The 25739-nt window shown below is 62.4% G+C and carries 24 protein-coding genes; 17 read left to right on the forward strand and 7 right to left on the reverse strand.

Annotated features, from left to right (window positions below):
- The first annotated feature begins 13 nt into the window (after window positions 1–13).
- From ASE26_RS26095 to ASE26_RS26115, 5 genes are all read left to right on the forward strand, one after another.
- Complete coding sequence (locus ASE26_RS26095; RefSeq protein ID WP_057247199.1) at window positions 14–2410, forward strand: 3-hydroxyacyl-CoA dehydrogenase/enoyl-CoA hydratase family protein; 2397 nt, start codon at window positions 14–16, stop codon at window positions 2408–2410.
- 57 nt (window positions 2411–2467) lie between these two features.
- Complete coding sequence (locus ASE26_RS26100; protein WP_057247200.1) at window positions 2468–2914, forward strand: YiiD C-terminal domain-containing protein; 447 nt, start codon at window positions 2468–2470, stop codon at window positions 2912–2914.
- 27 nt (window positions 2915–2941) lie between these two features.
- Window positions 2942–4138, forward strand: coding sequence for an acetyl-CoA C-acyltransferase (locus tag ASE26_RS26105; RefSeq protein WP_055937972.1), 1197 nt, complete (start codon window positions 2942–2944; stop codon window positions 4136–4138).
- A gap of 142 nt (window positions 4139–4280) precedes the next feature.
- A complete protein-coding gene (locus ASE26_RS26110) occupies window positions 4281–5057 on the forward strand; it encodes an enoyl-CoA hydratase (RefSeq protein ID WP_057247201.1) in 777 nt (258 codons plus the stop codon).
- An 8-nt stretch (window positions 5058–5065) separates the two neighbouring features.
- Entirely contained in the window at window positions 5066–5935 is an 870-nt protein-coding gene (locus tag ASE26_RS26115; protein WP_082507587.1) for a CPBP family intramembrane glutamic endopeptidase, read from the forward strand.
- A gap of 9 nt (window positions 5936–5944) precedes the next feature.
- Here ASE26_RS26115 and ASE26_RS26120 read toward each other — a convergent pair whose 3' ends face one another.
- Both ASE26_RS26120 and ASE26_RS26125 read right to left on the reverse strand, forming a co-directional pair.
- A complete protein-coding gene (locus tag ASE26_RS26120) occupies window positions 5945–6727 on the reverse strand; it encodes a metallophosphoesterase (RefSeq protein WP_055937982.1) in 783 nt (260 codons plus the stop codon).
- Between the two features lie 7 nt (window positions 6728–6734).
- Window positions 6735–7445: an SDR family oxidoreductase gene (locus ASE26_RS26125; protein ID WP_055937984.1), complete on the reverse strand. Its 711-nt coding sequence runs from the start codon at window positions 7443–7445 to the stop codon at window positions 6735–6737.
- A 110-nt stretch (window positions 7446–7555) separates the two neighbouring features.
- Between ASE26_RS26125 and ASE26_RS26130 the strand changes: the two genes are divergently transcribed.
- On the forward strand, window positions 7556–8461 hold the full coding sequence (locus ASE26_RS26130) for a LysR family transcriptional regulator (RefSeq protein ID WP_055937987.1): 906 nt from the start codon (window positions 7556–7558) through the stop codon (window positions 8459–8461).
- Window positions 8462–8494: 33 nt separating this feature from the next.
- Here ASE26_RS26130 and ASE26_RS26135 read toward each other — a convergent pair whose 3' ends face one another.
- Window positions 8495–9169 carry a hypothetical protein gene (locus tag ASE26_RS26135; RefSeq protein WP_156398192.1) on the reverse strand — a complete coding sequence of 225 codons (675 nt, stop codon included), beginning with the start codon at window positions 9167–9169 and terminating at the stop codon, window positions 8495–8497.
- On the reverse strand, window positions 9120–10229 hold the full coding sequence (locus ASE26_RS26140) for a hypothetical protein (protein ID WP_055937992.1): 1110 nt from the start codon (window positions 10227–10229) through the stop codon (window positions 9120–9122). The genes ASE26_RS26135 and ASE26_RS26140 overlap by 50 nt, the downstream gene beginning before the upstream one ends.
- A gap of 115 nt (window positions 10230–10344) precedes the next feature.
- Between ASE26_RS26140 and ASE26_RS26145 the strand changes: the two genes are divergently transcribed.
- The 4 genes from ASE26_RS26145 to ASE26_RS26160 all read left to right on the forward strand — a co-directional run bounded on the left by ASE26_RS26145 (window position 10345) and on the right by ASE26_RS26160 (window position 15913).
- Window positions 10345–10794 carry a hypothetical protein gene (locus tag ASE26_RS26145; RefSeq protein WP_055937995.1) on the forward strand — a complete coding sequence of 150 codons (450 nt, stop codon included), beginning with the start codon at window positions 10345–10347 and terminating at the stop codon, window positions 10792–10794.
- Window positions 10761–11672 (forward strand): DUF2145 domain-containing protein, encoded by a 912-nt coding sequence (locus ASE26_RS26150; RefSeq protein ID WP_055937997.1) that lies wholly within the window; start codon window positions 10761–10763, stop codon window positions 11670–11672. Before ASE26_RS26145 ends, ASE26_RS26150 begins: the two co-directional genes overlap by 34 nt.
- Window positions 11673–11681: 9 nt before the next feature.
- On the forward strand, window positions 11682–13763 hold the full coding sequence (locus tag ASE26_RS26155) for a bifunctional diguanylate cyclase/phosphodiesterase (RefSeq protein ID WP_055938001.1): 2082 nt from the start codon (window positions 11682–11684) through the stop codon (window positions 13761–13763).
- Between the two features lie 122 nt (window positions 13764–13885).
- Window positions 13886–15913, forward strand: a complete 2028-nt coding sequence (locus ASE26_RS26160; RefSeq protein WP_057247202.1) for a bifunctional diguanylate cyclase/phosphodiesterase — start codon at window positions 13886–13888, stop codon at window positions 15911–15913.
- A 20-nt stretch (window positions 15914–15933) separates the two neighbouring features.
- On the opposite strand, the gene ASE26_RS26165 is transcribed toward ASE26_RS26160, so the two are convergent.
- On the reverse strand, window positions 15934–18069 hold the full coding sequence (locus tag ASE26_RS26165) for a ricin-type beta-trefoil lectin domain protein (RefSeq protein WP_057247203.1): 2136 nt from the start codon (window positions 18067–18069) through the stop codon (window positions 15934–15936).
- A 159-nt stretch (window positions 18070–18228) separates the two neighbouring features.
- Between ASE26_RS26165 and ASE26_RS26170 the strand changes: the two genes are divergently transcribed.
- The 4 genes from ASE26_RS26170 (at window position 18229) to ASE26_RS26180 (ending at window position 20752) form a co-directional block, all read left to right on the forward strand.
- Entirely contained in the window at window positions 18229–19209 is a 981-nt protein-coding gene (locus ASE26_RS26170) for a lipin/Ned1/Smp2 family protein (RefSeq protein WP_055938010.1), read from the forward strand.
- A 42-nt stretch (window positions 19210–19251) separates the two neighbouring features.
- Window positions 19252–19629: a PH domain-containing protein gene (locus ASE26_RS26175; protein ID WP_055938013.1), complete on the forward strand. Its 378-nt coding sequence runs from the start codon at window positions 19252–19254 to the stop codon at window positions 19627–19629.
- Window positions 19626–19754: a hypothetical protein gene (locus ASE26_RS31900; RefSeq protein WP_255357045.1), complete on the forward strand. Its 129-nt coding sequence runs from the start codon at window positions 19626–19628 to the stop codon at window positions 19752–19754. The genes ASE26_RS26175 and ASE26_RS31900 overlap by 4 nt, the downstream gene beginning before the upstream one ends.
- A 77-nt stretch (window positions 19755–19831) precedes the next feature.
- Window positions 19832–20752: an alpha/beta hydrolase gene (locus ASE26_RS26180; protein ID WP_055938016.1), complete on the forward strand. Its 921-nt coding sequence runs from the start codon at window positions 19832–19834 to the stop codon at window positions 20750–20752.
- On the opposite strand, the gene ASE26_RS26185 is transcribed toward ASE26_RS26180, so the two are convergent.
- The gene (locus ASE26_RS26185; protein ID WP_055938018.1) at window positions 20694–21602 is read right to left on the reverse strand and encodes a LysR family transcriptional regulator; all 909 of its coding nucleotides are present in this window, start codon (window positions 21600–21602) and stop codon (window positions 20694–20696) included. The genes ASE26_RS26180 and ASE26_RS26185 overlap by 59 nt on opposite strands.
- A 101-nt stretch (window positions 21603–21703) precedes the next feature.
- Between ASE26_RS26185 and ASE26_RS26190 the strand changes: the two genes are divergently transcribed.
- Window positions 21704–22654, forward strand: coding sequence for an MBL fold metallo-hydrolase (locus tag ASE26_RS26190; protein ID WP_057247204.1), 951 nt, complete (start codon window positions 21704–21706; stop codon window positions 22652–22654).
- On the opposite strand, the gene ASE26_RS26195 is transcribed toward ASE26_RS26190, so the two are convergent.
- Window positions 22655–23407 (reverse strand): ABC transporter substrate-binding protein, encoded by a 753-nt coding sequence (locus ASE26_RS26195; RefSeq protein ID WP_057247278.1) that lies wholly within the window; start codon window positions 23405–23407, stop codon window positions 22655–22657.
- Between the two features lie 204 nt (window positions 23408–23611).
- On the opposite strand from ASE26_RS26195, the gene ASE26_RS26200 reads away from it, so the two are divergent.
- Both ASE26_RS26200 and pnuC read left to right on the forward strand, forming a co-directional pair.
- Entirely contained in the window at window positions 23612–25105 is a 1494-nt protein-coding gene (locus ASE26_RS26200; RefSeq protein ID WP_055938025.1) for a tetratricopeptide repeat protein, read from the forward strand.
- Window positions 25106–25174: 69 nt separating this feature from the next.
- Window positions 25175–25738: a nicotinamide riboside transporter PnuC gene (gene pnuC, locus ASE26_RS26205; RefSeq protein WP_055938027.1), complete on the forward strand. Its 564-nt coding sequence runs from the start codon at window positions 25175–25177 to the stop codon at window positions 25736–25738.
- The last annotated feature ends 1 nt before the right edge of the window (window position 25739 follow it).

Consider the following 25739-nt stretch of genomic DNA (forward strand, 5'->3'; position numbering starts at 1 on the left):
TTAAAGGAAAAACATGAGCAACTTCAACGTGAAAAAAGTAGCGGTACTGGGCGCCGGCGTGATGGGTGCGCAGATCGCTGCCCACTGCGTCAACGCTAAAGTACCAGTGGTCCTGTTTGACCTGCCGGCCAAAGAAGGCAACAAGAACGGTATCGGCATCAAGGCCATCGAAGGCCTGAAAAAGCTGTCCCCGGCTCCTTTCGGCGACAAGGCCGACGCGGAACTGGTGCAGATCGCCAACTACGAAGACAACCTGGACCTGCTGGCCGGCTGCGACCTGATCATCGAAGCGATCGCCGAGCGCATGGACTGGAAGCATGACCTGTACAAGAAGGTCGCTCCGCACATCGCCCAGAACGCGATCTTCGCCTCGAACACCTCCGGCCTGTCGATCAACAAGCTGGCCGAAGGCTTCGACGCAGACCTGAAGGCGCGCTTCTGCGGCGTGCACTTCTTCAACCCACCACGCTACATGCACCTGGTGGAACTGATCCCGACCACCGACACCAAGCCGGAAATCCTGGACCAGCTGGAAACCTTCATGACTTCCGTGCTGGGCAAGGGCGTGGTCCGTGCCAAGGACACCCCGAACTTCATCGCCAACCGCGTTGGCGTGTTCGGCATCCTGGCCATCATCCACGAAGCCGAGCAGTTCGGCCTGTCCGTCGACGTGGTCGACGACCTGACCGGCGCCAAGCTGGGCCGCGCCAAGTCCGGTACCTTCCGTACCGCCGACGTGGTTGGCCTGGACACCATGGGCCACGTGATCAAGACCATGGAAGACAACCTGCCGAACGATCCGTTCGCAGCGCTGTACAAGACTCCTGCCGTGCTGTCCGGCCTGGTCGCCAAGGGCGCCCTGGGCCAGAAGTCCGGCGCCGGCTTCTACAAGAAGGTCGGCAAGGACATCATGCGCCTGGACGCAGCCACCGGTGAATACGTCGCCGGCGGCAAGAAAGCAGACGACATCATCGCCCGCATCCTGAAAGAAAAGGATCCGGTCAAGAAGATGAAGGCGCTGCGCGAATCGACCAACCCGCAAGGCCAGTTCCTGTGGGCGATCTTCCGTGACGCTTTCCATTACATCGCGATCCACCTGGAATCGATCGCCGACAACGCGCGCGACATCGACTTCGCCATGCGCTGGGGCTTCGGCTGGAACGTCGGCCCGTTCGAAACCTGGCAAGCGGCAGGCTGGGGCCAGGTTGCACAGTGGGTCAAGGAAGACATCGAAGCCGGCAAGGCGCTGTGCAATGCACCGCTGCCAGCTTGGGTGTTCGAGGGCAAAGTTGGCGAGCAGGGCGTGCATACCGCTGAAGGCTCGTTCTCGCCAGCGACCAAGTCCTACACGCCACGTTCCGAACTGGCCGTGTACAAGCGCCAGGAATTCCGCGCTCCGGTATTGGGCGGCGGCGGCGCCGATCCTAAGACTGCCGGCGTGACCGTGCACGAAGACGAGTCCGTGCGCCTGTGGCACACCGGCGACGACGTCCTGATCCTGTCGCTGAAGACCAAGATGCACGTGATCGGCAAAGGCGTGATCAACGGTATCAAGCTGGGCCTGGCCGAAGCTGAAAAGAACTTCAAGGGCATGGTGATCTGGAACACCGACGCAGCCGAAGGCGGCGCCTTCTCGGCCGGCGCCGACCTGCAGGAAGCCCTGCCAGCCTTCATGGCCGGCGGCGCGAAAGCGGTCGACCCGATCATCAAGGAACTGCAAGACACCTTCATGTCGATGAAATATTCCAACGTGCCAGTGGTGGCGGCTGTTGCCGGTATCGCCCTGGGCGGCGGCTGCGAGATGATGCTGCACGCATCGAAGCGCGTAGCGGCACTGGAATCCTACATCGGCCTGGTGGAAGTGGGCGTTGGCCTGATCCCTGGCGGTGGCGGCCTGAAAGAAGCGGCTGTCCGTGCTGCCAAGGAATCCAAGGGCAACGACATCCTGCAATTCCTGAAGACCGGCTTCACCAACGCTGCTACCGCGAACGTCTCCAAGTCCGCGCTGGAAGCGAAGGCCATGGGCTACCTGAAGGAAGACGACGTGATCGTGTTCAACGCGTATGAACTGCTGCACGTGGCTAAAACCACGGCACGTGCGATGGCCGATTCCGGCTACCGCGCGCCGATCCAGCGTCCGGTGCCAGTGACCGGCCGTTACGGCTGGGGCACCATCCGCGGCCAGCTGGTCAACATGCGCGACGGCGGCTTCATCTCCGCCCACGACTACAAGCTGGGCGACATGATCGCCGAGATCGTGTCCGGTGGCGACATCGACCAGGGCAGCGTGGTGAGCGAGCAGTGGCTGCTGGATATGGAACGCAAGGCCTTCCTGGAATTGCTGAACCATCCTAAGTCGCAAGAGCGCATCATGGGCATGCTGCAGACCGGTAAGCCGGTACGCAACTAAGAGCAAATGTCCATCCTGTCGCTGGCCTTTAAACTTTTACTTCGAGTGAAACCTGGCATGGTCTATGAGCAAATCAAGAAGCACATGACGGAGTCGCTGCCGTTTGTGCGCCTGCTCGGCATCCGCATCGACAGCATCGGCCCGGGAACGGCCGAAGTGTCGATGCCGGACGACGGCAAGCTGCATAACCACCTCGGCACGCCGCATGCAGGTGCGATCTTCACGCTGGCCGAAACGGCCTCCGGCGCAGCCATGGCAGGCGGCTTTGCCGACCTGATCATGGACATGCGCCCGGTCGCCAAGGAGTCGCGCATCCAGTACCAGAAAGTGGCCAAGGGCGCGACGCGCGCCTCCGGCAAGGTACCGGGCGACCTCGCCGCGATCCGCGCACAGCTGAAGGATGAAGGAAAAGTAGCGTTCCCGGTCAACGTCGACATCTTCGACGAACACGGCACGCTGGCAGCACAAGTACAGGTGGACTGGTACCTCTCCGCCAAACGCTAACGAATACAGATACTGGAAAGCTTAAAAATGAGCAAACAACTCCAAGACGCATACATCGTCGCCGCTACCCGCACCCCGATCGGTAAAGCACCGCGCGGTATGTTCAGCAAGACCCGCCCGGACGACCTGCTGGTCGCCGCCATCAAGGGCGCCATGGCCGCCGTGCCTGGCCTGGACCCGGCCCTGATCGTCGACGCGATCATCGGCTGCTCCTTCCCGGAAGCGGAACAGGGCTTCAATATCGCCCGTAACTCCGTGGTGCTGGCAGGCCTGCCGAACACCGTGGGCGGCGTGACCATCAACCGTTACTGCGCCTCGGGCATCACCGCCCTGGCCATGGCTGCCGACCGCATCCGCGTTGGCGAAGCCGACGTGATGATCGCCGGCGGCGTGGAATCGATGTCGATGGTGCCGATGATGGGCCACCATCCGTCGATCAACATGGACACCTTCAAGGACGAGAACGTGGGCCTGGCCTACGGCATGGGCCTGACCGCCGAGAAAGTGGCGCAGCAGTGGAAGATCTCCCGCGAAGACCAGGACGCCTTCGGCCTGGAATCGCACCGCAAGGCGATCGCCGCCCAGCAAGCCGGCTTCTTCAAGGACGAGACCACCCCGGTCGAGATCATCACCCGCACCCCTGACCTGCGCACCGGCGAGATCAAGGTTGGCAAGCGCACCGTGGATACCGACGAAGGCGCACGCGCCGACGCCTCCATGGAAGGCATGGCCAAGCTGAAGCCAGTGTTCGCCGCCAAGGGCACCGTGACCGCCGCGACCTCCTCGCAGATGTCCGACGGCGCCGGCGCGTTGATCGTGGTCTCCGAGAAGATCCTGAAAGAACACAACCTGACCCCGCTGGCCAAGTTCTCCTCGTTCGCCGTGCGCGGCGTACCACCGGAAATCATGGGTATCGGTCCTAAGGTTGCCATCCCAGCCGCTTGCGCCGCTGCCGGCATCACCCAGGACCAGCTGGACTGGATCGAACTGAACGAGGCTTTCGCAGCACAGGCCCTGGCCGTGATCCGCGACCTGAACCTGGACACCAGCAAAGTGAACCCGATGGGTGGCGCAATCGCCCTGGGCCACCCACTGGGCGCCACCGGTGCTATCCGCGCCGCGACCGTGGTGCATGCACTGCGCCGCAACCAGCTGAAATACGGCATGGTCACGATGTGCGTGGGCGCCGGGATGGGCGCAGCAGGCATCATCGAGCGCGTATAATCCGCGCGACGACGCGATAACGCATTAGCAAGGCGGGTCGGATGGCCCGCCTTTTTCATATCCACAGTCCTGTGAGCAGCAGGTGTCTGACCCTGCGGGTCTGACACCGGTTTACCGGTTCAAAGAACGGAGACAAACGAAAATGGCAATCCAGACCAGCAAAGCCAACGGCATCCTGACCATCGAATTCGACCGCCTGGACCGCAAGAACGCGATCACCTCCGCCATGTACCAGACCATGGCCGACACCATCAACGCCGCCGAAACCGACGCTGAAGTGCGCGCCATCCTGTTCACCGGCAAGCCGGAGATTTTCACCGCCGGTAACGACCTGGTCGACTTCGCCATGACCACCACCGCCAACGACGGCGTGGCATTCTCCGACCGGCCGGTAATCCAGTTCATGAAGGCCCTGTTCAACAGCACCAAGCCAGTCGTGGCAGCCGTGAACGGCGCCGCCATCGGCATCGGCACCACCATGCTGATGCACTGCGACCTGGTGTACGCCGCCGACAACGCGAAGTTCTCGGTGCCTTTCGCGGCACTGGGCCTGTGTCCTGAATTCGGCTCCAGCATGCTGCTGCCGGCCAATGGCGGCCATGCCCGCGCGGCGGAAAAGCTGATGCTGGGCGAACCGTTCAGCGCGCAGGAAGCCTACGACATGGGCCTGATCTCCAAGCTGCTGCCGGCCGACCAGGTTCTGGCCCACGCCCAGGCGCAAGCAGCCAAGCTGGTCGCCCTGCCGGCGGAGTCGATCCGCCAGACCAAACGCCTGATGAAGGCCGGCCGCGAAGCGCTGAAAGCCCACATCGACGTGGAAAGCGCGCAATTCGGCTCGATGCTGACCGGCGCCGAAGCGAAGGAAGCCTTCACCGCCTTCTTCGAAAAGCGTAAGCCGGACTTCTCCAAGTTCGCCTGACGCGAAGCATGCAAGCGATTCCTGCTCTGGCCTGGCTGCCGTTTTGTTTGCTGGGCCTTTCGATTGCTGGCACGGGCCTGGCAGCGGCGAACGATGAACGGCCAGCCTTCCTGCGGCACCTCTGGCTCGTCCTGCTCGGACTGGCGACTGGCGCCGGCCTGGCGGCAGGGGTGCTGCACCCCGTCGTGCTGGCCAGTATCTGCGCCTTACTGGCTTTCGCATGGTTGGCGAGCCGCCACGGCAAGCCCGCTGTGCGGGTGCTGTTCACGCTATTGACGCTGCTGCTGGCCCTTGCACTCGCAGTGCATGCGGTTCCTGGCTTCGACAATCCCTTGTTGTTGAAGGATGTGCAGCTGTCAGCTGCTTCGGCGCCGTACACCATGTATGCGAACTTCGATAAGGGGGTGGTCGGGGTAGTGCTGCTGGTGTTCTTCTGCCACCGTGCCAGTTCCTTGCGGGATTTTGGCGCCGCATTGAGATCGCAGGGTATTGTGCTGGCAGCGCTCCTGGTGGCGGTGCTGGGCGCGAGCTGGGCAATTGGATTCGTGCATCCCGACTTCAAACTTTCGCCATTCCTGCCGCTGTTCGCCGTCGTCAACCTGCTGTTTGTCTGCGTGGCGGAGGAGGCCTTCTTCCGTGGCGTCATCCAGGGGCAGCTTGCGCGCTACGGCAACACTTTAGCCGTAGCGGTTTCGGGCTTGTTGTTCGGTGCCGCGCACCTGGGCGGTGGTTGGCAGATTGGCGTGCTCGCCAGCCTGGCCGGCGTGGGATACGGGCTGTTGTATGCCAGGACGCGGCGCATCGAGATTCCGATCGCCGCCCACTTCCTGCTTAACCTGGCACATTTCATCGCGTTTACCTATCCGCGTGGCGGCTGAATGCGGGCTTCAAATCTCGACGATGCAGTTCGGATTGAAGCTTTCGTTCTCACCACTTCCGCTCTTTGACATATATCCAAACGGGTTGCACACAACTCGGCAAGGCCCGATTTCGTAGTCAAATGATTCGTGCATGTGGCCATGCACCCAAAGATCCGCCTTGGCCGCTACCTCGTCCAGGTTCGAGGCATAGGCGGATGAAGTCAGGTCGTTCGCATACTGGCTCGGAACCGAGCGCATGGAAGGCGCCATGTGGGTTACGACGACGGTTTTACCGCCGTGGGGATCAGCCAGCTTAGTGCTGATCCAGGACTTGTGCTGCTCATGGAACAAGGCAGTATCCTTGGTGCGCAGCCTGCCGTAGTTCTTGCTGGCGAGCCGTATGCGGCGGTAGTCAGACATGACCTCTTCCGCCCTGGTCATGGCGAAGTATCGCCGGTCATCTCCAAACAGCTTGAAGTCGGTCCATAACGCAGCACCCAGGAAGCGCACGCCTCCTATGACATGCTCATCGCAATTCAGGAACTTCACATTCTGCGTCGCGGCACTGGCGGCACGTATCTTTTCGATCTCGCTATCCAGGTTGTGGCCGTAACCTTCATGGTTGCCGTGCACGTAGATGACCGGGATACCTGCAAAGGCAGCTTCGGCCCACTGCACGGACCGCACGCCGCTGGTATCGATATCCCCAGCCAGGACAACGACGTCCGGCGACGAAGCGGCGATGTCAAACGAAACCTGGTGCTTATTCCAGAATTCGCGATGGAGGTCGGAGAGAATCAGTAAGCGCATGTCCTGATCATATCAGGCGGCCCCCGCCATCGATATGCAGCACCTCTCCGTTGATGTAGGTATTGGTCATCATGAACAGGATGGCGGCGCCAATTTCTTCCGCCTGTCCCACGCGTCCGACGGGAAGGCTTTCGGCAACCTGCTGAAGGAATGCTTTGCTGGTTTCACCCAGTACATCGAACAGTGGCGTGTCGGTGAAGCCTGGTGCAACCACGTTGACGCGAATGGGTTTCAGCTCTTGCGCGAGTGCGCCTGCAAGCGCTTCGACGCCTCGAACCGCAGCCGAAATCACCGCAACGCCGTTGCCGGTCGGGCGATCCGACAACTGGCCACCCGTCAGGATGATGGAACCTCGATTGGAAAACAAGGGCAGTGCTGCCTTGATCGCATACAGGGGCCCGGCGATACGTTCGTCCAGTGCGTGCAGCAAGACATCCGGATCGCAGTCGGCAACGCGGCCGGCATTAAAGGTGCCGGCGGTGACCACCAGGTGATCCACGCGTTCCAAGCCGGCGAATACTGCCTCGACTTCCGCACGGTCCGTAATGTCCGCCACGACGACACGCGCGCCTCCCAGCGAGTCTGCCGCCTGGTTCAGTTTTGCGCGGTTGCGGCCGACCAAAGTCAGTTCGGCGCCCAGGCTCCTGGCTTGGACGGCGGCGGCCAGGCCGATCCCGCTGCTGCCGCCGAAGATGACTACGTGTTGACTGTCGAGCATATCGTTCTTCCAGTTGAAGTTGAGTTGCGACGCAGTGTATGCTCTTCAAAAAGCGTTGGGTACGCTGTCAAATCGAATGGGTGCCATTCCAAAATGGAATGCTGAGGGCAATGGATCAACTCAAGGGAATGCAGTCTTTTGTGCGCGTCGTGGAAACGGGCAGCCTGTCGGCGGCCGCGCGCGATGCCGGTATCACGCAGCCAACCGTCAGCAAGACAATCTCGAATCTTGAGCGAACGGTTGGCGCCCGGCTGCTGGAGCGCAGCTTCACCGGCCTGACGGTGACGGATGCCGGAAAACGATTTTATGAACAGGCCAAACGCGTGCTTGACGCTTATGAGGAAGCGCTGGCGGACGTGCATGGAGCGCGGGAGCAGCCCTCAGGGGCGATCCGGGTGAGCGCGCCGGTCGGCATCGGCCAGGCGCATTTGAGCGCGGCAATCCAGCACTTCCTGGAAACGCATCCGAAGATACAGGTCGAGTTGATTCTGAACGATCGCATGATCGACCTGGTCGAGGAGGGCGTCGACCTTGCGGTGCGCCTTGGCGGCGAGCTTCCCGGCAACCTGATCGCGAGAAAAATCGCTTCGTCGCCGCGCGTGCTGCTCGCGTCGCCGCAATACCTGGATCGCTTCGGTGCGCCGGCAGCGCTGGAGGAACTGGCCGATCACAATTTCGTGCGGTACGCGTGGCTGCAAGGCGGCGACCGGATTACCTTCCATCGTGAAGGGCAAGCGTCGGAAGTCGCGGTACGCGGACGTTTTCGTATCAACAGTTCCCATGCGGTACGCGAATGCCTGGCGTCGGGATTTGCGCTCGGGATGGCGCCACTCTGGCTGGTCGGAGACTTGCTGCAAAGCGGGCAATTGGTACGCATCCTGCCGGCGTGGGAAGCTGCGCCGCATGAAGTTCATATTCTTTATCCTTCTCGCCGCTTTGTGCCAGTGCGTACGCGTGCCTTGATTGAATTCCTGCAAGCGACGATTCCCGCATGGCCCGGTATGGAAAAGGTGTAAAGGCCTTATCGATGCCTGGGCCTCGGGAACATTTCAGTCATCCGCGATGAGGGTGGCGCGGATGCCGCTGTGTTCACCTCCTTGAAGCAGCTGGAGAATGCTCTCGTGGCACACCAGATCGCCGGCGAAGCAGCCGCCCATCACGAACAACAGGCGCTCGTGCAAGGGCGTCCGTTCCAATAGCTGTGTATTCAGGCAGAAAGATGAAACGATCGGCTCAGGGTCAGTGGGATCGGCATCTTCTTCCTGGCCGGAATGCTCGGAAAGTTCCCGGTCCCAGCAATCGAACTTTTTTTGAAAGCCCACGTAGCAATAGTCCTCATAAAGGGACTTATCGTCATGCACCCACCACGCGGGGTGCATGGAAAGACCGGTAACTTTGCGTTCCAGCAGAGCCTCGCGCACGTGATTGCGCACGATAAGGTTGCCAGCGTCATACATCACATCGGGTGGCACGAGCATTGGCTTGATACCTTCCTTGCGGTGACCGCGTTTTTCGCCGTTGTAGAAAGCTAGCGGCGCCGAGTCGGGCGCTACCTTGCCCCTCCAGTATTCGCGCTCGTGCGTTTCATGGAAGGCGGTGGGATAGGGGAGCGACGCATTTCTGCCACGCCGGAGGAAGTAGTACTCTTTTTCAAACGCGGTCATCGTCTGGCTTTCATTCGTACGCAACTGTACCCATGCGAACTCCATGTCCGCGATGTTCAAGGCTGCCGCAGGCGCGGCACGATTTGTCCCGCCGGATAGCGGCCTTGCGCGTGCGGAGGTCGGAGCGCGGTACGAAAGGAAAGTCCAGCTCCTCGATCCGTGCTTCGGACAGCAATTCCTCAAGCTCGTGCACTTCATTTGCCGCACGCACGAAGTCAACGAGCAAATGCGCGAATTCCGCTACGGCGGCGTCGAGCGGTGAAGGATCTTCCTCGTCTTCGACGAAGCATTCCAGGTGGTTGGCAACTTCATGGATCGCGTGTCCTATTACCGGTCCGCTGCAGAGCAAGGCGAGCGGCAGCATCAGGCGCAGTTCGAGCATCAGGGTGGCACCGCCCGGACCTGCGAGGTGGGCGTACAGGGACGGGGGAACCGACTCGAAAACCATCTCCATGTACGCCAGCCAGGTCAGCATGCTGTCCTGCTCCGCCAGCAGTTGGTCGATCATCCGGCGGTTATGGGAAGCCAGCACTTCACGCGCCAGTTTCGGCCGCATCGCAGGTAGTACCCGCTCGAGGAAATCGTCGATGCCCTGCCGGTCGCCGTTGGCGATAAGAGCGGGCAGCCCGAAGATCGCGGCACGGTGTTCCTGCAGCCTTGCGGCGAAAGTGACGCCACCGCCGAATGCGCCATGGCTGAAGTCGTGCGGCGCGTCGGGCAATGTTCCTGGCAGCAGTTTGATCCCTGTTATGGCTGGCAGGCCGCCCAGGCGCCCTTTCCACCACACCCATTCGTCGGCCTCGGCGGATTGCGTCTCGTCGCCGGGCTGGGCGCCTTGCCGCATCGTGTCCGCTACGCTGCCCCAGAGTTCAGCATTGAACACGCTGCGCTTGGCGCGCAGCCATTTGGCCTGCAGCGGATTCCAGCCGCATTCCGCGGCGGCCTGGTAGGCGGCTGCGCCGCTGCCTTGCCACATTTCGCGCAAAGGCTGCAGTGCTTCCGTCAGGTGCAGGAAAGCACTGTGCAGGCGCAGGACGATGCTTTCGCGCTGCTCTTTGGCCTGGTAGGCAAGCTCCCTGGTGAGCAGTTCGATGGCGATGGGCGAGACAGGTTTTTTCATGGCGCTCTCTAGTTGCCAAAAATGCAAAGCAGCCATTATGGCAGCAAGTGCGCGGTCTTGCCGCTCAAGAGTGCGCGTATAATCCACGCGACGTTTTCAACGGGAGAATCCATCAATGTCCATGCAATTCCTGCGCCGCGCCGCCGCACTGTCTGTGCTGGCCGCCGCTATCGCCATCCCGGCCCAGGCCGACAGCTTTGCTTCGTCCGCCTCGAGCGCTGGTTCCGCATCCTCCGGTAGCATTTCCGATTCCATCGGCGGCTCCAGCAAGAGCTCCAGCGGCGACGACAAGAAAGTGGCCGCCGGCCAGTACCGCGTCATCGACGTGGCCGAGGCGCCAGGCAAGCCAGGCGCAACCCGCCTGAAGCTGCAAGGCCAAGGCAATGAATTCTTCCTCACCGTGCCGAAAGCAGCCCTGGCTGACCGCGCACTGCCGGCGGGCGCGCTGGTGCAGGTGAGCGAGCGTCCTTACGGCTACGAATTCGCGTACGCCGACACCCGCCAGGCCTTCTTCCTGGCCCTCGACGACGCATGGCAACGCGAACTGCGCTCGCACGCCATCTGATCTCTGCCTGCCTGGCGCTCGGCTGGAATGCCGCGGCGCAGGCTGGCGGGATGATGTTCTGCGACCGTCCGGCGAAAGTTTCGGCGGCGGCGCAGGACCACGTGCTGCGTTTCGCCGCCGTGGTGAAAGATGAACTGGAACGCTCCGGCGCTAGCGCCGCCGTGGTGTCGCGCGCCGGCCTTGACCTAGCGCGCTTCGCACTGCGCTACTCGCACGCGGGCCTGGCTTTGAAAGCCAACCCAAACAGTCCCTGGTCGGTGCGCCAGCTTTACTATGCTTGCGACGAGAAGCGCCCGCGCATCTTCGACCAGGGCATGGCCGGTTTCGTGCTCGGTGCGGAAGAACCGGCGCACGGCCACCTGTCGATGGTGCTGCTGCCGGAAGGAGCGGCCAGCAAACTTCAAGCAGCAGCGCTGGATGCGCAAACCCCTTTGTCGCTGCTGGCGGGCGAGTACAGTGCCAACGCTTATGCCTACGGCACGCGCTTCCAGAACTGCAACCAGTGGTTGGTGGAGCTGATTGCCAGCGCCTGGGGCGCATCCGCGCCGCAGCGCGAAGAGGCGCAGCGCTGGCTGCGTGAGCGCGGCTACCAGGCGCAAGCGGTCGACGTTGGCCGCACGCTGGTGATCGCCGCGCACTTCGTGCCGTTAGTGCACGTGATTGACCATCCCGACGAGGACTTGCGTGCGCAAACAATGCGCGTCAGCCTGCCTTCGTCGATTGAAAATTTTGTTCGCCGCGAAGCGCCACAAGCGCGTCGCATCGAGCTTTGCTACAACGCGAACCATATCGTGATCCGGCGCGGCTGGGAAACGATGGGTGCGGGTTGCGAAGCGCAGGCTGGTGACGAGGTTATCGCCTTTGAAAACGGAAATTAACAAGGTCATATGGACACTCCCATTGCGTCGCTTTACCTGATCTCCGCAGGTGCGCTGGCAATGTCGGCATTCCAGTCTGCGCTGGTGGCTCGCAACAGTTCTTATGTGCGGGCTTGCTGGGCTTTTGCAGTAATCTGCCTGACATTTGCCTGCTTCCAGTACACGAACGTGCAGCAACAGCTGGCGCCCGGGCTGGCGGAGGCGGTCAGGGCCCACAAATGGGTGAATTTCTTCTCGCTTTTGCTGGCGCCGCAGTTCTGCTACCTGGTCGCCTCCCTGGACCCAAGCCGAAGCGCATTCCGTCTTGCCTACGGCATTGCCTTCATATCGGCCGTGCTGGCGGTTGACAACTTCATGGTCCCTTTTGGCTATCGTTTTTCCTCATTGGCGAGCGATGCCCCAACGGAACTGGTATGGGGCGGGCACGCCTTCCTGCTGTTTGGCGAAACGACAGCCGCTTATACGGTAAGCCGCCTGCTGTCGCTGGGCGCCGTGGTGTTTGCGGTCATCTACTTTGTTCGCGTGCAGCGGCAGCGGGCACGTTTTTCCAACCGGCTGGTATGGAGTTCCGCGGCACTGGTCGTGGTGACGACAGCCCTGGGCGGCGCTACCGATACCGGCGTGCTGCGCATGCCGTACCTGAGCGGATTCGGTTTCCTGTTCCTCGCTGCGTCTTACCTGCTGCTGGTGAGGCGCGAAGCAACCCAGCGCCTGACCGAGAAGATTCGCATCAGCGCCGCGCTGGAGCGCGAACTGGAAAACCACAAGCTGTCCAGCAGGCGCATCGAGCGCGCCCTGACCAACGATGAACTGACCCGCCTGCCGAACCGCGAAGGCGCGCTGGAGAAGCTGCGCACCATGTCGGCCTGGAGTGAGTCGAGCATGACCCGCATGGCGGTGCTGCTGCTCGACCTGGACCGCCTGGCGATCATCAACGGCACGCGCGGCTACGAGGCCGGCAACCAGGTGCTGATCGAGGTGGCGCAGCGCCTGCGTGAACACTGCGGCAAGCGCCGGCTGGTGGCACGCCTTGGCAGCGCGCGTTTTGTGGTCGGTATTGCCGGCCACAAGACGCTGGGAGGAATCGAACGCGAAGTGGAGGGCGTGCTGGCTGCGATCAAGCCGCCTTTCGCGGTGGCGGGCAGCATCCTCAATATGACTTTCAGCGCCGGCGTGGCAATCTATCCTGACCATGCCGAGTCGGCGGAAGACCTGCTGGCATCGGCGGGCCTGGCGCTGCACGAGGCGCGCGACGCGGGACCGGGCAGCATGCGTACTTTCCACCCATCGCTGCAGAAGTCGCTGAGCGAGCGCATCGGCCTGGAGAATGAGCTGAAGGAAGCGCTCGAGAACGGGGAACTGTTCCTGCATTACCAGCCGCAGGTCTGTGCCGTCACGGAACGCGTGCTGGGAATGGAAGCGCTGATTCGCTGGCAGCACCCCGAGCTGGGCCTGGTGATGCCGGATAGATTCATCCCGCTGGCCGAATCGACCGGCACTATTGCGGCAATCGGCGCATGGGTGATCGAAAGTGCCTGCCGCCAGCTGCAGGATTGGCGTGCGCTGGGCTTCAGTGAAGTGCGGATGGCGGTCAACGTGTCGGCGCATCAGCTGTTGCTGGACGATCTTGACGACAATGTGCAATCGGCCTTGCGGCGCGCCGGCCTGATGGGCGCTGATCTTGAACTCGAGATCACGGAGTCGGTGCTGATGGAAGATCCGCAACGCTCGATCGAACGGCTCGAGACATTGCGCAGCCTGGGCGTGCGGCTTTCGATCGACGACTTCGGAACCGGTTACTCGTCCCTCGGCTACCTGAAAATGCTGCCGGTGCACTCCTTCAAGCTTGATCGCAGTTTCGTGCGCGACATCGGTACCAGCGAGAAGGATCTCGAAATCTGCGCCACTGCGGTCGGCCTGGCGCGCAAGCTCGGTCTCGAGATCGTTGCCGAAGGCGTGGAAGACATGGTGCAGGCAACGCAGTTGCGCCACCTGGGCTGCAACCTGCTGCAGGGCTACTACTTTGCGCGTCCGCTGGCGGCGCATGCGGCCACCAACTTCCTGATGGATCAAAGGCAGGCCGCCGCATAGCCGAAACAGTGGCCGCTTTTCGTGTTTGTAATAAAATAACGCGAATTGCCAAAAAGAAAATCGAGGACCGTATGGATACTCCCATTGCTTCGCTCTACCTTGTCTCCATGGGAGCGCTAGCAATGTGTGCATTCCAAGCCGCTTTGCTGGCACGCAGCAGCTCTTATGTGCGGGCCTGCTGGACTTTCGCCGTGCTGTGCCTGACGTTTGCATTGTTCCAGTTCTCCAATGTGCGGCAGCAGCTGGCGCCCGACCTGGCGGCTGCCATCGCCGCACATAAATGGGTGAACCTTTTTTCGCTGTTGCTGGTGCCGCAAATCTGGTACCTGCTTGCCTCCCTCGACGAGCGCAAATGGGCGTTCCGCCTGGCCTACGCCGTGGGCTGCGTGACTGCCTGGCTGGTGGCTGACAACTTTGCCGCGCCCTATGGCTACCGCTTTTCAGAGCTCTCGATCGACCTGCCAGGCGAATTATGGTGGGGCGAGCGTGCCTTCCTGCTGGCCGGTGAAACCACGCCGGCCTATGCGGTCAATCGCCTGCTGTCGCTTGGCGCGGCGGTGTATGCCGCGGTGTACTGCATTCGGGTCCGTAGCCAGAGCGTGCGCTTTTCCAATCGCCTGGTATGGCTCTCGGTGGTGCTGATCAGCGTCACGACTGCGCTTGGCGGCGCCAGCGATGCGGGCCGGCTGCAATTGCCCTACCTGAGCGGGTTCGGCTTCCTGTTCCTCGCTGCCTCCTACCTGCTGCTGGTGCGGCGCGAAGCCACCCAGCGCATGACGGAGAAGATCCGCATCAGCGCCGCGCTGGAGCGCGAAGTGGAGAGCCACAAGCGCGCCAGCCTGCGCTTCGAACATGCGCTGACCAACGATGCGCTGACGCGGCTGCCCAATCGCGCCGGCGCACTGGACTTGCTGCACAAAATGTTCGTCGAGAGCGAATCGAAGCTGACCCGGATGGGTGTGCTGCTGCTTGACCTGGACCGGCTGGCGATCATCAACGGCACGCGCGGCTACGAGGCCGGCAACCAGCTGCTGCTCGAGGTGGCGCAGCGTCTGCGGCAGCATTGCGGCAAGCGCATGCTGGTGGCGCGCCTGGGCAGTGCGCGCTTCGTTGTTGGCATTGCTGGACACAAGACATGGGCCAGCATCGAGAGCGAAGTGGAGTCGATACTGGAGGCAGCCAAAGCGCCGTTCGCCATTCCGGGCACAGTGTTGAACATGACGTTCAGCGCGGGCGTGGCAGTCTATCCCGACCACGCTTCGTCGGCAGAGGACTTGCTGGCATCGGCGGCGCTGGCGCTGCACCAGGCGCGCGATGCCGGGCCGGGCAACCTGCGCGTATTCCATCCTTCGCTGCAGCAGTCGCTGAGCGAACGTATCGGGCTCGAATACGAATTGAAGGAGGCGCTCGAGAAAGGGCAGTTCGTCCTGCATTACCAGCCGCAGGTTTGCGCGGCGTCGGATCGGGTGGTGTGCATGGAAGCGCTGATTCGCTGGCACCACCCGACGTTGGGACTGGTGATGCCCGATAAATTCATTCCGCTGGCCGAAGCGACCGGTTCCATCGCCGCCATCGGCTCGTGGGTGATCGATGCCGCCTGCCAGCAATTGGCAAGCTGGCGTGAAAACGGTTTCACCGGTGTCCGCGTGGCGGTCAACCTGTCGGCGCAGCAGTTGCTGGTGACCGACCTGGGCGACACGGTGCAGTCGGCCTTGCAGCGCGCCGGCCTGCAGGGTGCCGACCTCGAACTGGAAATCACGGAGTCCGTGCTGATGCAGGACCCGCAGCGCTCGATCGAAAGGCTGGAGGCTTTGCGCGGTCTGGGTGTCCGTCTTTCGATCGACGATTTCGGTACCGGCTATTCCTCGCTTGGCTACCTGAAGCTGCTGCCGGTGCATGCCTTCAAGCTGGATCGCAGCTTTGTGCGCGATATCGGCAGGTCCGCCAAGGACCTGGAGATCTGCGCCACCGCGGTCGGCCTGGCACGCAACCTGGGCCTCGAACTGGTAGCAGAGGGTGTGGAGGATGCGCTGCAGGCGGCGCAGCTGCGCAAGCTGGGATGCCACCTTCTGCAAGGCTATTACTTCGCACGCCCGCTAGCCGCTTACGCCGCAACGGACTACCTGGCAAACGACAGGAGAGTGGCGTGAGGCCGGGCTTCACCATCCAGTCACTCCCAGTGCCAGTTTTGGCCCCAGCTTTCCTGGTAATCCCACAGGTGCAGGTCCTGGCCGTCGAATGAGCCCCACCAGGCGTCCTTGACGTCGATGGCCTTGCCGGGCGCATGGGCCGGGCGCAGGGTCTGGCCGGACCAGGAGAAGCGCTGGTTGGCCTTGTCGTTGCAGTCCCAGATCACCAGCCTGGTGCCGTTGCCGGTGCCGAAAGCGTACACGTCGACGCATTTGTCAGGGTTGTTCTTGCTGCGCAGCAGGCCATCCGGGTCCTGGTACCAGAGTTGCGTGACCTGGCCCTGGCAGCTCCAGTGATGGACGGGCGTGCCATTAGCCATATTGTTGCCTTCGATGTCCATGCACTTGCCGCGGCCGTCGACCAGCTTGCGGAACACATAAGCGCTGCCAGGCTTGACGCTGGCGCTCACGCCCGCGCCCGCTCCCGTAATTGAACCGTCCGACACCAGCCGGATGCGCGCGCTGTCGCCGCTGACCATGAAGCTGGCGGCGATGGCGCCGGACAGGGATTTCACCAGCGTGCCATTGCGGTCATATACGTGGACAAAATCCCGATTCGCATCGGTGCTGCCAGTGAGGTAGACCTTCAGCGCAGCCGCGCCTGGAATGGTCAGCCACTGGGAGCGGTCCTCGTTGTTGCCATAGGCGCCGCTGCTCCAGGTGGTGGCGAGTGCTTCGATGCCGACGCTGGCGCCGCTCGAGGTGCCGGCGCCATCGGAGACCAGTTGTGCGATGATGGCGTTGTCCGCAACTACCAGTGATTGGGCAAACGCTGCGCTGAAACTGTGCAGCAGGCGACGGTTGCTGTCGTAAATGCGTAGAACATCGCCAGCGCCAAGCGAGCCGCTTACGTTGACGCGAACGGCGCCGGCGCCAGGCAGGCGCAGGGTCTGGGCGCGGTCTTCATTGTTGCCGTACGCGCCGGTATCCCAGCGTGTTGGGGCGTCGTCATACTTTTCCCATTTGCCTTCCTCCGCCTGGTCAGAGTAATTCAGCCAGACAGGGTTGGCGCCAGCGGCCAGGCGCAGGCGCTCGTTCATGTAAGCGTTGGCGGGAACGGAAAACGCAAAGCCGCTGCCGAAGGCCGCGCTGCAAGCCTGCTTGCCGCCTTGCCAGACGCCGGCAGCCGGAGTGACGCGCCAGTCGTCGGGCTGGGCCTTGTTCTGGCAGGCAAAGCGCAGCGCGGCGGTGCAAGCTCCATCATTCCAGCGCCCGTCGCCGCGCATTTGTGCGCAATCCTCGTTGTTGTAGTCATTTGGCTCGCCGTCGGCCCAGGACCAGATAGCGGAGGCGATCATTCCTTCGTCCCAGCGGTCCGCGTCGACATTGTCTGCGCCGCAGCGCATCAGCGCCGCAATGTTGGACGTGTCGATGGTGCCGGTTTCGTCGACCCAGGAATCGGGTAGCACATCCTTGCCCAGCTTGGAGTCGGAGACGGCATAGATATTTTCCTGGTCCATCGGCACGCCGTCCACCGTGCAGTTGGCGGTGTTGATGAATTTGACCTGCCGGCTGTTCCAGCCGCCGGCAGCCCCGGTTGCGAACAGAGGGCCTTGCCAGACCACTGCGCCGTCGTAGGTGTTGTTGGCGGATTTCACGAGCACGCGCTTGCCGCGGGCGATCATCTCGCGCGGCGACTCCCAGCGATTGGCGGGCTTGTCGGAGGGCTTGTACAGCAGGGAGCCGAAGACCGCAGTCAACGGTCCCACCACGCCGGCCTGGCTGTTGGCGCGGTCTTCCAGGTCGACGAAGACGATTGCCTTCGGATTGGCATCAAGCCAGTTGCGAATCTTCCACAGTTCATTGGGATAGTTGTCCGGCGCGCCGTAGATCGCCGAGCAGTCCTGGTGGCACAGCTGCACCTCGCCATTGTTGATGTGCAGGTCCAGGTCGACATTGCGGATGCCCGAATTGAGCAGCTGGTTCATCGGCCAGCGCTGGTTGGCCCAGGTGGCGCCGCTGTCGTTCCAGGCATTGTGCGCGCCCAGTACCTGGACGCGATTGAGTGGCGTATCCATCGCCACGTCGTACTGTGTACGGATGCCCAGGCCCAGGTCCGCGGCATGCAATGCCTGCATTCCGAACAGGAGAGAAACGATGACGCCTGCCAGCTTCATTCTGCCTCCGAAAGTTTAGTGCCCTGAACCGGCTAACTTACCCCAGGAAAGGCAGGCGCACGATGGAGGCCCACCTCTAAGATTTTGGCTCGTGCGGTCATTTACTTGTAGCAGAGTCCTGCTAGTTTTGCCGTCACAAACCATTTGAAGGAGGAACCGATGTTGAAAGCCGTTCGCTGCGCGGTCGTGACCGCGTGTGCCCTTTCTGCTTTGCCTGCCATGGCAGCTTGCCCTGACTACGTAACCGCAGCCAATCCGCCTGCACTGTCAGGGCCCGCCCGCAAGGGTTTTGCCAACTTCGGCAACACCATCCTGTCCGGCTTGTACAAGCCCTGGCATATGGCGCACGATGTCATCGTCAAGGCCGGCCAGCCTGCGACCATTACCGGCAAGTTCGACTACGACGCGGTGCTGCACAAGGACCTGGAAGGCGAGCGGGTTCACGCCTATCTTTACGGCAGCGGCATGCAGCAGTGGCAGTACCTCGGCAGCTTTATTACAAATAGCGATGGCAAGGTCAATGTGCCGCTGGGCGTGCGGCCTGTCGGCGATTATGCGGTGCGTTTCGTGGTGGAGGGCGACCTGAGCAGCACCAACGGCTACCTGAGCGTGGTCGACCCGAACCGCGATGCAGTGCTGTTCGATATCGATGGCACGCTGACGATCAACGATTTCGAGGCCTATGCCGACTACGTTGGCGTCAAGACCGCAACGGCATATTCCTATGCGCAGCAGGTTGTTAACGCCTACCGCCAGAAAGGCTACCAGGTCATCTTCCTCACCGGACGGCCTTACTGGGTGACGAAGGATGGCCTGGAATGGCTGAAAATCCAGAATATGGGCCAATGGCATTACCACTCCAACCCCTACGGCGACGGCCCGATCCCGCCAGATACACAGCAGTTCAAGACCGACTATGTGCGCTACCTGCGCAACACGGTCGGCCTGAACATCGTGCGCGCCTATGGCAATGCCACGACCGATATCGCGGCCTACGCCGATGGCGGCATCGCCAAGGCGCAGACCTATATCATCGGCCCGAACGCCGGCGCTTCGGGCACGCAGCCGATCCAGGGTGATTACACCGCCCATTACAGTTTTGTGGTGGAACCCACCCCGCTAGCTAGCTGCCGGCTGTAACGTGGTAGATTCCCACTTTGAACAATGAGAAGGAGGTTTGAAGTGGGAATCCTTGACGGCATGCTGGGCAACGCGTCCAAGATCGACATTGCGGACTTACGGGAAGACTTTGCTAAAGTGCTCGCACCGAATGAGCGGGTGGAGCATGCCTATCAACTGATACGCGACTATTTCGTCTTCACCGACAAGCGCCTGGTGGTGGTGAATATCCAGGGCGTCACGGGCAGCAAGAAGGAATATCACTCGATTCCCTACAGGAGCGTGACGCATTTCAGCATCGAGACCGGCGGTACGCTGGACCTCGACGCGGAGCTGAAGATCTGGATCTCCAGCACCTCGGAACCGTTCGCGCAAAAATTCAACAAACGCCTGAGCATTTATGAAGTGCAGGCAGTGTTGGCAAGCTACGTGCTGAAATGAAGCGATTTTTCTTCGTGTTGGTATTGGCTGCAGCCGCCTTCTTTATCTGGGGCGATCCTGCTGGGTTACTGCACCGCGTCAGCATGTGGGCTTGTGAATGGCTGCGCGTCTTCAAGGTCTGCTGACGCATCCATCTTTCGTTGGCGGGCGAATTGTTGCGGCGACGCTGTCGCTAGCATGATGGCTTTGATGGGAGCCGGACATGCCAGCCTACGAAGTCATCGATATCCCCAGCCACCAGCCATACCTGGCGGCGCGCGTGCGCCACACCGCGCCTGACCGCGCCAATGGTGCGCCGCCCGTGCTGTTCGTGCACGGGTCTTCATTCCCCTCGGGACTGTCTTTCGATTTCCGCATGGATGGGCAATCGTGGATGGACTGGATGGCGGCGCGTGGCTATGACGTGTATGCGCTTGATTTTCCCGGTTATGGACTGTCGGACCGGTACGCCGCCGATGCGCCGTCGCCACCCGGCAGAGCGCGCGAGGTGGTACCGGACGTGGACAGTGCGGTCGACGCCATCCTGGGCAAGACAGGCAGGCAGCAAATCCTGCTGGTCGGGCATTCCTGGGGCGGCTCGGTGGCGGCACGCTATGCGCAGGAGCATGCGAGCAAGGTGGCGAAGCTGGTGCTGTTTGCCGCAATCACGCCGCGCGCGGCGCAAGACGCCACCGGTGCGCCGGCGCTATCTGCCAAACCCTATGAGGAGCTGACGCCCGTCCAGCGAATTGCCGCGATGGATGATTTGCGCCCTTTGCAGGAAGCGCCGCTGTTGCACGCCGATATCTTTCGCCGTTGGGGCGCGCAATGGCTGGCATCGGACGATCGGCGCGATGGCGCAGTACGTTTCCCCTCCGGTCCCGGCGCCGACCTGGCGGACCTGCAGCAGGGCCGCACTTACTACGATCCCGCGCGGCTGGAAATGCCGGTGCTGCTGGTACGGGGAGAGTGGGATGCCTGGCCCAGCGCCGCCGACTACAAAGCCATGGCGGCCGCGATCAGGGAGGCACGCTACGCAGTGATTCCGCGCGGGACCCACGTGGTGCACCTCGAGACAGGGCGCTTCAAGCTGTATGAAGAAGTGCTGGATTTCCTGTATAGCGGACCAGCAGGAAGTCGATGAAGGCGCGCACCCGCAACGGCAGGTTGCGCCGCGTCGGGTACACGGCATAAACCTCGACCGGCGCCTTGCGCCAGTCTTCCAGCAAAGGCAGCAGTTCGCCGCGCGCAATCGCCTGCGCCACGATGAAATGCGGCAGGCAGGCGATGCCGTGTCCTTGCACTGCCGCTTCGCGCAGCGCGGCGCCGTTATTGACGCGGAACGATGAGCGCACGTCGACGCTGAAAGGAGTTCCATTGGCTGGATCGCGGAAAGACCAATAGGCGCTGTCATCCAGGTTGCTGTAGGCGAGGCCGCGGTGGGAGGCAAGGTCGTGCGGCGTTCGCGGCGCTCCATGCTGCGCCAGGTATGCCGGGCTGGCGCACACGGTATGGTCGATCGCGGCGATACTGCGCGCCACCAGGCTGGAATCCTTCAGGCGCGAGATGCGGATCGCCAGGTCGAAGCCCTCGTTGACGATGCGGTCGTTCAGGTCCAATTCGACGGCAAGGTCGGGATGCTGCGCTGCGAATTCCGCCGCCAGCGGCGCCAGGCACATGACGCCGAAGGACATCGGCCCCGCCACGCGCAGCTTGCCACGCAGGGCGGCGCTGCCCGACGAGACTTCGGCTTCCGCATCGTGAAGATCATCCAGCAGGCGCAAAGCACGCTCGTAAAGCAGGGCACCTGCCTCGGTGACGCTCATGCTGCGGGTAGAGCGCACCAGCAGTTGCGTGCCGAGGCGGTCTTCCAGCTCGCTGATGCGCCGGCTGACCGCCGACTTGACCACGCCGAGCCGCAGCGCTGCCCCGGAAAATCCCTCCGCTTCCACCACCGCTACGAACGTCTTCAAATCTTCATAGCGGTCCTGCATTGTTCTTCTCCGGTGGATTCTGTGTGCTCAGTGCGAGGTCCCCCAAGTGGCCGGCACGCGCCTATGATGGGGGTAGTATAAAACCTTCACAGGAGAGAAGCATGAAAATCAGGATGACTGCCGCGGCATTGTTGCTGGCCGCCGGAGCTGCGCAGGCCGGCGAACCGGTCTGGGATGCCAACAAGGTAGAACTGAAGGCGCAGAAGCTGGCCGACGGCGTGTACGCGATGGTACCGGCCGATGCGGCCAGGGCGGCGGATGGCGTGCCGATAGCCACCACCTCCGGCATCCTGGCCGGCAGCAAGGGCGTGCTGGTGGTGGATACCATGATCAACGAGCGCCTGCACAAGCAGGTGATGGCGGAGGCAAAGCGCCACGGTGCGCTGCGCTATGCGGTCAATACCAGTTACCACGGCGATCACTCCTATGGCAATTACTTCTTGCCGAAATCGGTCACCGTGATCCAGCACGCTGCGGCCAAGGCCTATGTGGATACCAATTTCGCCAAGGATGTCCAGTTCATGGAGGGTGCATTCGGCAAGGGCCGCGGCATCGACAAGATCAAGCCGCGCACCGGCGACGCGCTGGTGGCGAAAGACAGCCGCGTGCAGCTGGACCTGGGCGGCAAAGTAGTAGAAATAATTGATTTCGGCTTCGGCCAGACCGGCGGCGACCTGGTGGTGTGGGACCCGCAGGCCAGGGTGGCCTTCACCGGCAATCCGGTGATAGCCGGCCAGCCGTCGCTGCCTTGGCTGCTGGATGGCCACGTCCAGGATACGCTGGACACGCTGACCCGGATCTACAATTTCCTGCCAGCGGACGCGCGCATCGTGCCGGGGCACGGTCCTGTGATGGGCAAGGAGGCGATGAAATGGCACCTGGACTACCTGGCGGCGCTGAAGGCCGCCGTGCAGGATGCCCACGCCAAAGGCATGACGCTGGAGCAGGCGCAGGCGCACGCCGACCTGGCCGCATTCAAGGGCTATGCCATTTACGACTGGGTCCATAAAGGGATCAATATTCCTGCCGCCTATGCGGAGTTCAGGAAGTGATCAGTTGACACCGTAGCGCGCCCGGATGGCAGCCAGCGTGCCGTTCTGTTCGAGCTGGGTAATGGCCTGGTTAATGCGCGCCAGTTGCGCTTGCGTCGTGCTGGCGGCATTCAGCATCAGGTGTACTGGCGCACGGTAGGGCAGGTAGGACAACTGTACGATCCGGACATTTTGCAGACGCGCGACGTGGCGCAGGGCGTTCGCGTCGCCCATGATCAGGTCGCCGCGCCCGGCCTCCAGCATCTTGATGCCTTGTTCAAAGGTGCCGAAAGTACTGCGCCGTCCTTCCGCGTTCAGCACCGGCAGGGCGCGTTCGTAGTCATCGCCGTAAAAGCCCAGGCGCGGCGCCAGCAGGCTGGCACGGCGGCTGACAAGGTCCTGGAAGCTGTCGACGTGGCGGAATTTATCCAGCTTTTCGGGCACGGTGAACAGGCCCACGGTTTCCTGCCGATAGGGCAGGCTGAAACGGGCATAGCCGCGCCGTTCTTCGGTGGCGGAAGCTGCCATCAAGAGATCGAGCTTGCCTTGCTGAAACAGGACATTGCGCCGCGCCGGCGGCATTTCTTTTTCCAGCTGCAGGGCGCAGCCGGCGTGCTTCATTATGGCCTGCAGCAACTCGAAATCGACGCCGCCCAGTACCGCCTTGTCATTGTGATAAAAGTATGGTGGCCATTCTTCGGGTGCCAGGCGCAGGGTACAGGCCCCGGCAGGGCCGGCGAGTTGTAGCAGGAGCGCAGCGAGCAACAGCCTCATGGCCGAGGGCATCCGAAAGTATCCACGAGGACAGTGTTTCAGATGGCAGCGTCGCTGTAAAGGGAAAAGCTAGTCAGTGTGGTGCCGGTATATTTCCCGACCGCCGGCCCCGGTAGTGGCGCCGCAGCGCCAAGTGAACGTATTCTGCGGGCCGAATGTGACGGCCGTTTGACGCCAGTGTGACGGCTTGGTGTAATACGGCCCATGAAAACACACCATGCACTCCTGCAACAAGCCGTCGCCCTGCACCAGAAGGGCGAACTCGGTCGCGCGCAAGCCATCTACGACGAGGTGCTGCGCGCGCAACCGCTGAATTTCGATGCGCTGCACTTGAGCGGTGCCTTGGCGCGCCAGCAGGGCGAGCCGCAACGTGCGCTGGACCTGATCGATGGCGCGCTGGCCATCGACAGCCGCCGTGCCATCGCCCACTGCAACCGCGGTGTCGCCTTGCAGGATCTGGGCCGCTATGACGAGGCGCTGGCCAGCTTCGAACGCGCGCTGGCCTTGCAGCCGGACTACGCTATTGCCCTGAGCAACCGCGGCAACGCCTTGCGCCACCTGGGGCACCTGGATCGTGCGCTGGAAAGCTATGATGCGGCGCTGCGCCTGTCGCCCAGGTATGCCGACGCGCTGTGCAACAGGGCCCTGGTGCTGCAGTCGCTGGCGCGCCACGAAGCTGCTTTGGACGGCTTCGGCGCGGCGCTGACTGTGCGGCAGGAATATCCGGAAGCGCTACACGGCGCTGCCGTATCGCTGCTGGCGCTTGGCAAACCGGCCGACGCGCTGGAAGGTTTTGAGCGGGCGCTGCACCTGCAGCCGGAATACGCGGAAGCATGGTGTTCGCGCGGCGCCTTGCTGCTGCGCGCCCAGGACCATGGGGAAGCGCTGGCGAGCTTCCAGGATGCGTTGGCAGTGCGCCCGCGCTACGCCCGCGCCCAGCTTGGCCTGGCGAACACCCTGCGCGCCATGGGGCGCCGCGAAGAAGCGGTCGAAGCCTACCAGGCAGCGCTCTCCTTTGGCGCCGACGCTGAAACTGTCGGCTACATGCTGGCCATCATGGGTGCCGAGCAGGCGCCCGGTGCTTCGCCCGCCGCATATGTGAAGGCGCTGTTCGACCAGTACGCCGGCAATTTCGACCGCCACCTGGTTGACGTGCTGCGTTACCGCACCCCGTCCCTGCTGGTGGAAGCCTTGCGCCGCCACCTGCCGCCCGGCGAGCTGGATGTGCTGGATGCCGGCTGTGGTACCGGTTTGTGCGGCCCGTTGCTGCGGCCGCTGGCCTGCCTGCTGGAAGGCGTCGACCTGTCGCCGCACATGCTGGACCGCGCGCGCGATACCGGCTTGTACGATGGCCTGTACTGCGGTGAGATGGTGAGCTACCTGCGCGTGCGCCCGGCCAGCGTCGACGTCATCGTCGCGGCCGACGTGTTTGTCTACCTGGGCGACCTGAAAGCGGTATTTGCCGTGGCGCGGCTGGCGCTGCGCAGCGGCGGCCGTTTCGCGTTCTCCGTGGAGGAGAACGATGGCACCGAAGAATTCGCACTGCGTTCCTCCGGCCGCTATGCGCATTCGCGCGCAGGCGTCGAAGCGCTGGCGCGCAGCCACGGCTTCGCCATTAACGAGATTATTCCGAGCACGTTGCGCCAGGAAAGCGGCGCGGACATGCGCGGGCTGCTGGTCATATTATCGGGAAACTGACACCTTGTATGCACCTAATCTGCATTGCTGCTTCGACGACCAGCTGCAATTTTCCGGAATCAAGTGAGCATGGCCGAGCCTCTTGAAATTGCCGCCAATGCGGTGATGGCCGTCTCCATCTTCCTTGCCGGCCGCAATAACATTCATTCCTGGTGGACCGGCATTGTCGGCTGCACCTTGTTTTCCGTGCTGTTCTACGGCTCGCAGCTGTATGCCGACGTCGCGCTGCAGTTGTTCTTCATCGTCACCTGCATCATCGGTTGGCGCCAGTGGCTGCGTGGCGACTATGGCCATGCGCTGCATATCCGCGCCACGCGGCCTGCCACGCTGGTGAAGATGGTCGTTGCGGGAGCGGCGGCCACCGCGGCCTACGGGCTGATGCTCAAGCATTACACCGATGCCTTTGCACCCTTCGTCGATTCAACGGTGCTGATGTTCTCCATCATTGCGCAAGTCCTGTTGATGGGACGCCGTATCGAGAACTGGCCGGTGTGGCTGCTGGTGAACACCATCTCGATTCCACTGTATGCCAGCCGCGGCCTGTACCTGACGGCAGCGCTATATGCGGCGTACTGGATTAATGCCCTGGTCGCGTGGCGGCACTGGCGCCGCGAACGCGCCGCAGGCGTCTAGC

Origin of the sequence: Duganella sp. Root198D2 (assembly GCF_001428585.1) — a bacterium.
Taxonomy (GTDB): Bacteria; Pseudomonadota; Gammaproteobacteria; order Burkholderiales; family Burkholderiaceae_D; genus Rugamonas.

Bases quoted from the DNA above. Each gene is read 5' to 3' on its own strand.
- ASE26_RS26155 (WP_055938001.1), top strand. From the start codon at position 11,682: ATGGACACTCCCATTGCGTCGCTTTACCTGATCTCCGCAGGTGCGCTG.
- ASE26_RS26185 (WP_055938018.1), bottom strand. From the start codon at position 21,602: ATGCAGGACCGCTATGAAGATTTGAAGACGTTCGTAGCGGTGGTGGAA.
- ASE26_RS26170 (WP_055938010.1), top strand. From the start codon at position 18,229: ATGTTGAAAGCCGTTCGCTGCGCGGTCGTGACCGCGTGTGCCCTTTCT.
- ASE26_RS26095 (WP_057247199.1), top strand. From the start codon at position 14: ATGAGCAACTTCAACGTGAAAAAAGTAGCGGTACTGGGCGCCGGCGTG.
- ASE26_RS26195 (WP_057247278.1), bottom strand. From the start codon at position 23,407: ATGAGGCTGTTGCTCGCTGCGCTCCTGCTACAACTCGCCGGCCCTGCC.
- ASE26_RS26140 (WP_055937992.1), bottom strand. From the start codon at position 10,229: ATGAAAAAACCTGTCTCGCCCATCGCCATCGAACTGCTCACCAGGGAG.
- ASE26_RS26150 (WP_055937997.1), top strand. From the start codon at position 10,761: ATGGCAACGCGAACTGCGCTCGCACGCCATCTGATCTCTGCCTGCCTG.
- ASE26_RS26180 (WP_055938016.1), top strand. From the start codon at position 19,832: ATGCCAGCCTACGAAGTCATCGATATCCCCAGCCACCAGCCATACCTG.
- ASE26_RS26105 (WP_055937972.1), top strand. From the start codon at position 2,942: ATGAGCAAACAACTCCAAGACGCATACATCGTCGCCGCTACCCGCACC.
- ASE26_RS26120 (WP_055937982.1), bottom strand. From the start codon at position 6,727: ATGCGCTTACTGATTCTCTCCGACCTCCATCGCGAATTCTGGAATAAG.
- ASE26_RS26100 (WP_057247200.1), top strand. From the start codon at position 2,468: ATGGTCTATGAGCAAATCAAGAAGCACATGACGGAGTCGCTGCCGTTT.
- ASE26_RS26145 (WP_055937995.1), top strand. From the start codon at position 10,345: ATGTCCATGCAATTCCTGCGCCGCGCCGCCGCACTGTCTGTGCTGGCC.
- pnuC (WP_055938027.1), top strand. From the start codon at position 25,175: ATGGCCGAGCCTCTTGAAATTGCCGCCAATGCGGTGATGGCCGTCTCC.
- ASE26_RS26130 (WP_055937987.1), top strand. From the start codon at position 7,556: ATGGATCAACTCAAGGGAATGCAGTCTTTTGTGCGCGTCGTGGAAACG.
- ASE26_RS26165 (WP_057247203.1), bottom strand. From the start codon at position 18,069: ATGAAGCTGGCAGGCGTCATCGTTTCTCTCCTGTTCGGAATGCAGGCA.
- ASE26_RS31900 (WP_255357045.1), top strand. From the start codon at position 19,626: ATGAAGCGATTTTTCTTCGTGTTGGTATTGGCTGCAGCCGCCTTCTTT.
- ASE26_RS26160 (WP_057247202.1), top strand. From the start codon at position 13,886: ATGTGTGCATTCCAAGCCGCTTTGCTGGCACGCAGCAGCTCTTATGTG.
- ASE26_RS26110 (WP_057247201.1), top strand. From the start codon at position 4,281: ATGGCAATCCAGACCAGCAAAGCCAACGGCATCCTGACCATCGAATTC.
- ASE26_RS26200 (WP_055938025.1), top strand. From the start codon at position 23,612: ATGAAAACACACCATGCACTCCTGCAACAAGCCGTCGCCCTGCACCAG.
- ASE26_RS26125 (WP_055937984.1), bottom strand. From the start codon at position 7,445: ATGCTCGACAGTCAACACGTAGTCATCTTCGGCGGCAGCAGCGGGATC.
- ASE26_RS26115 (WP_082507587.1), top strand. From the start codon at position 5,066: ATGCAAGCGATTCCTGCTCTGGCCTGGCTGCCGTTTTGTTTGCTGGGC.
- ASE26_RS26190 (WP_057247204.1), top strand. From the start codon at position 21,704: ATGAAAATCAGGATGACTGCCGCGGCATTGTTGCTGGCCGCCGGAGCT.